The organism is Morganella sp. B601, assembly GCF_051172335.1.
Classification (GTDB): domain Bacteria; phylum Pseudomonadota; class Gammaproteobacteria; order Enterobacterales; family Enterobacteriaceae; genus Morganella; species Morganella morganii.
The window spans coordinates 1-1629 of record NZ_JBPIZE010000016.1; the positions used below are offsets into that span (position 1 = coordinate 1).

Consider the following 1629-nt stretch of genomic DNA (forward strand, 5'->3'; position numbering starts at 1 on the left):
CTGCGCTTACACACCCAGCCTATCAACGTCTTAGTCTCAAACGTTCCTTCAGGACCCTTAAAGGGTCAGGGAAGACTCATCTCGAGGCAAGTTTCCCGCTTAGATGCTTTCAGCGGTTATCTCTTCCGCACTTAGCTACCGGGCAATGCAATTGGCATCACAACCCGTACACCAGTGGTGCGTTCACTCCGGTCCTCTCGTACTAGGAGCAACCCCTCTCAATCTTCCAGCGCCCACGGCAGATAGGGACCGAACTGTCTCACGACGTTCTAAACCCAGCTCGCGTACCACTTTAAATGGCGAACAGCCATACCCTTGGGACCTACTTCAGCCCCAGGATGTGATGAGCCGACATCGAGGTGCCAAACACCGCCGTCGATATGAACTCTTGGGCGGTATCAGCCTGTTATCCCCGGAGTACCTTTTATCCGTTGAGCGATGGCCCTTCCATTCAGAACCACCGGATCACTAAGACCTACTTTCGTACCTGCTCGAGCCGTCACTCTCGCAGTCAAGCTGGCTTATGCCTTTGCACTAACCGCATGATGTCCGACCATGCTTAGCCAACCTTCGTGCTCCTCCGTTACTCTTTGGGAGGAGACCGCCCCAGTCAAACTACCCACCAGACACGGTCCCCGATCCAGATTATGGACCCGGGTTAGAACATCAAACGTTAAAGGGTGGTATTTCAAGGATGGCTCCGCGCAGACTGGCGTCCACGCTTCGTTGCCTCCCACCTATCCTACACATCAAGGCTCAATGTTCAGTGTCAAGCTATAGTAAAGGTTCACGGGGTCTTTCCGTCTTGCCGCGGGTACACTGCATCTTCACAGCGAGTTCAATTTCACTGAGTCTCGGGTGGAGACAGCCTGGCCATCATTACGCCATTCGTGCAGGTCGGAACTTACCCGACAAGGAATTTCGCTACCTTAGGACCGTTATAGTTACGGCCGCCGTTTACCGGGGCTTCGATCAGAAGCTTCGCTTACGCTAACCTCATCAATTAACCTTCCGGCACCGGGCAGGCGTCACACCGTATACGTCCACTTTCGTGTTTGCACAGTGCTGTGTTTTTAATAAACAGTTGCAGCCAGCTGGTATCTGCGGCTGGCTTCAGCTCCATGGGTAAACCACTTCACCTAATGCCAGCGTGCCTTCTCCCGAAGTTACGGCACCATTTTGCCTAGTTCCTTCACCCGAGTTCTCTCAAGCGCCTGAGTATTCTCTACCTGACCACCTGTGTCGGTTTGGGGTACGATTAATGGTAACCTGGAGCTTAGAGGCTTTTCCCGGAAGCAGAGCATCAATCACTTCACCACCGTAGTGGCTCGTCGTCACGCCTCAGTGTTAACAACCGACCGGATTTGCCTGGTCAGTCCACCTGCACGCTTAAACCGGGACAACCGTCGCCCGGATGATTTAGCTTTCTCCGTCCCCCCTTCGCAGTTACCACCAGTACGGGAATATTAACCCGTTGCCCATCGACTACGCTTTTCAGCCTCGCCTTAGGGGTCGACTCACCCTGCCCCGATTAACGTTGGACAGGAACCCTTGGTCTTCCGGCGTGCGGGTTTTTCACCCGCATTATCGTTACTTATGTCAGCATTCGCACTTCTGATACCTCCAGCA

Annotated in this window: 1 rRNA gene; it reads right to left on the bottom strand. The window is 53.7% G+C overall.

Annotation, left to right across the window (positions count from 1 at the left end):
* Positions 1–1629: ribosomal RNA gene (locus tag ACSBQN_RS19235) — 23S ribosomal RNA — on the bottom strand; the annotation flags it as partial.